4 protein-coding genes are annotated in these 3,425 nt (G+C 54.4%); all 4 read right to left on the minus strand.

Going from position 1 to position 3,425, the window contains the following annotated elements; all coding sequences use genetic code 11:
- Positions 1–807 (minus strand): PTS sugar transporter subunit IIC (locus VB081_RS11895; protein ID WP_323401016.1); only part of this gene is annotated, 807 nt, incomplete at its 3' end.
- Positions 808–826: 19 nt separating this feature from the next.
- The gene (gene ndhM, locus VB081_RS11900; protein ID WP_323401017.1) at positions 827–1,819 is read right to left on the minus strand and encodes a nicotinate dehydrogenase medium molybdopterin subunit NdhM; all 993 of its coding nucleotides are present in this window, start codon (positions 1,817–1,819) and stop codon (positions 827–829) included.
- Positions 1,803–3,080 (minus strand): nicotinate dehydrogenase large molybdopterin subunit NdhL, encoded by a 1,278-nt coding sequence (gene ndhL / locus VB081_RS11905; RefSeq protein ID WP_323401018.1) that lies wholly within the window; start codon positions 3,078–3,080, stop codon positions 1,803–1,805. The genes ndhM and ndhL overlap by 17 nt, the downstream gene beginning before the upstream one ends.
- Positions 3,080–3,425: nicotinate dehydrogenase small FeS subunit NdhS (gene ndhS, locus VB081_RS11910; protein WP_323401019.1), on the minus strand; the 346-nt coding region annotated here is incomplete at its 5' end. The genes ndhL and ndhS, both read right to left, overlap by 1 nt.

Below are 3,425 nucleotides of genomic sequence, written 5' to 3' on the forward strand. Positions count from 1 at the left end.
CCCAATCCCCTGGGCAATCAGTCCCCCGAAACCATTTTCAGGATAACTCATGACCGCAAAGCCAACCATCTGGGCGCAGCAGCCTGCCACCCCAGCCCCACCGGCTAAACCGACGAGACCCAGGGCCGCACAAATGGCCGCCGAGCTGATGGGCAGGGTCAGACAGATCCCGCAGATTACCGAGACCAAAACACCCATGATGAAGGGTTGGAAATCCGTAGCCCACATGATGGCAAAGCCGATGCTGCTGGCCGCCGCACCAATGGCTGGGGCAATGGCCATGGCAATAATGATCCCCCCGGCGATGGTCACAAAGGGTGTCACGATGATGTCAACCTTTGTTTCTTTAGAAACAATTTTTCCAAGCTCTGCTGCCAGGATGGCAACCACCAGAACAGCCATGGGGCCCCCGGCCCCGCCAAGCTTATTGGTGGCTTGCCCAACGGCTGCCAGGGAATATAAGACCAAAGGGGGTGCCTGCAAGGCGTACCCAATGGATATCGCCATGGCACAGCCGGTCACCGAGGTTGCAAATCCCCCAATTTCCACCAGCTTCACTGCCATATAATCCAGTGTCGATACATTGGTTGCCGTGGCCAGATCCAGGGTGGAATTCCCGATATTCTGACCGATGGTGGTAATGATCGTCCCGATGAGGAGCGATGCAAATAGCCCCAGAGCCATTGCAGAAAGCGCATCGATGCCATATCGCTTAAACGAGATAATGACATTCTTTTTCTCCAAAAACCGTACGACTGCGTTTTTCTCTTTGTTTTCCATAGTGTTTCCCTCTCTAATTGTTAACATTAATGGATTTTATTCAGTTTTATTTCTCTTGTGCCTTTACCGCTGCCACGATGTCTTTCGGCATAATGGGGGTATGGGTGAAACGTGTGTCCAAGGCATCCTCAATGGCGGCAACCACCGCCGGAATCATGGGAATCAGGGCCGGTTCGCCCACGCCCTTTGCTCCGAAGGGTCCTGGTCCGCCTTCACTTTCGACCAAGATTGAATGAATCTCCGGCACGTCCCGGTTGGACGGAATGATGTACTTTGACATGGACGGGTTCTTAATAGCACCATTTTTTGTATTGACCTCAATTTCCTCCATGAGGACGAAGCCCTGTCCCATGGTGACACCCCCTTCGATCTGGCCTTCGACCATGGATCGGTTGATGGGGGTTCCCACATCGTGAGCGGAAACCACCTTAAGGACATCCACCTCCCCGGTTTCCGTATCCACCTCCACCTCAGCAATGGTGGTCGCGTAGGAATAAACCTCAAAGGGATTCCCGGACATATTATCCGGTGCCAATCCCGTTGTGTTGGGGTTGTAAGCCCCTGCGCCGACGGCCATCCGGCCAGCGGCCTTCATGGCTGCCATTAACTCCCCGTAGGTCATGCTGCGCTCTGGATCTGCAGTTATAAAAACAGTATTGTCTCTGAAGCTCAGCTCCTCAGGGGCACAATCCAGTTTTTCCCCTGCTGTTTTAGCCAGGGTTTCCTTGGCCTGACGGCAGGCCAGAATAACGGCGTTTCCGGTGATAAGGGTTTGTCTGGAAGCTGACGTTGCCCCACCATCCGGGGTGACCATGGTATCTCCCCAGGTCACATGGATTTTTTCATAATCAAGTCCAAGCTCTTCAGCGGCGATCTGGGCCATGGCCGTCCCGCTCCCCTGTCCGATATCCGCCGCACCAAACATCACGTTGGCGGAACCATCTCCGTGGATTTCCACGAAGGCAGCCGCAGGGTTAGGTAGGCCCGTATTCCCGATGCCGTACCACATACTGCCGACACCTTTACCGCGTTTTTTCATAACCCATCACCTCCACTGCTTTTTCTCTGGCTTTTTCCAGTGTTTCGATTAAGCCGACGCTGTTTTCCAGAACTTGTCCGGTGGCCAGCTTCGATCCGACCTGATGCGCATTGAGAATCCGGATATCAATGGGGTCTATTCCCAGGGCTTTAGCCAATGCATTCATCTGTCCCTCATGACATACCGATGCCTGGGGAACCCCAAATCCCCGGAAGGCCCCACTCATGGGATTATTGGTGTAGACAAATTTAGAATCCACCCGTACATTGGGCACCACGTAGGGCCCCATGCAATGCACCGTCGCCCGGGTGATGACCGCCGGTCCGTAGGAGGCATAAGCCCCGGTATCCCCAAACATTTCAACCTGCACCGCCTGGAGCCGGCCATCCTTGGTGGCCCCGGTCTTACAATGCATGGTCATGGGGTGACGCTTGGAGGAGACCGTGGTGGATTCCTCCCGGGAGCGGACCATCTTCACCGGCTTTTTGGTATGGTAGGTCAGCAGGGCACAATGGCACTGAACCGAAAGGTCCAGCTTCCCGCCAAATCCGCCACCCGTAGTGGCTTGAATAACCCGGACCTTGCTGTTGGGCAGGGCCAGCATTCCAGCAACCTCTCCCCGGTCGTAATGGGGATTCTGGGTCGACACCACAACGGTGAGCATTCCCTCATTGTCGTAGTAGGATACGCCGGCATCAGGCTCGATGAACATATGGGTTAGACGGTGGGTGGAGTAGGTATCCTCCACAACGATATCGCATTGTTTAAAAGCGGCATCCACGTCCCCGTATTCCAAATGTTTGACCTGGTGAATATTGGTGTCGCCATGGATGGCTGGGGAGTCTTCCTCCAGGGCCCGCTCTATGGTGAAAATCCCTTCCAGCTCCTCGTATTCAATGGTGATGGCATCCAGGGCTTCCTGAACCAGGTCCGGGGTCCGGGCGGCCACTACGGCAATGGCATCGCCATACCGACGGACCTTATCATCCACCAGGCAAGGCTCATCCTTTATAATGATGCCAAATCGATTCTTTCCTGGAATGGCGTGGTAGTCTAACACCGCTTCCACACCGTCAATGGCCCGGGCTTTGGAAAGGTCCAGGGATACAATTCTGGCATGGGGTACAGTACTTCGAAACACCCCGGCGTAGAGCATATCCGGGAAGGAATAATCCGCCGCAAATTTAGCGGTGCCCATTACCTTTTCCAGGGAATCAACCTTGACCTTGTTTTTTCCAAGTACTTGATAGTCCTTTCCCATCAGGCGTCCTCCTTCATCCTCAGTTCGCGCATCCGTTCCACGGCGTAGCGCACAGCAGCGTGAATTTTAATATAGCCGGTACAGCGGCACAAATTACCAGACATGGCCACTGTGATTTCTTCATCCGTGGGATCAGGGTTTTTGTCCAGAAGGGCCTTGGCCGTCAGGATCATTCCCGGAGTACAATACCCGCACTGGACAGCCCCAGCCTCCAGAAAGCATTGTTGCAGCAGGCTGGGTTTGCCATCCTCTGCCACCCCTTCCAGGGTAATGATGGTGGATTCGTCAGCCTGTCCGGCCAGCATACAGCAGGTGGTTACCGCATCACCATTGAAAATGACGGTG

The organism is Christensenella sp. (assembly GCF_034927525.1).
Lineage (GTDB): Bacteria > Bacillota > Clostridia > Christensenellales > Christensenellaceae > Christensenella.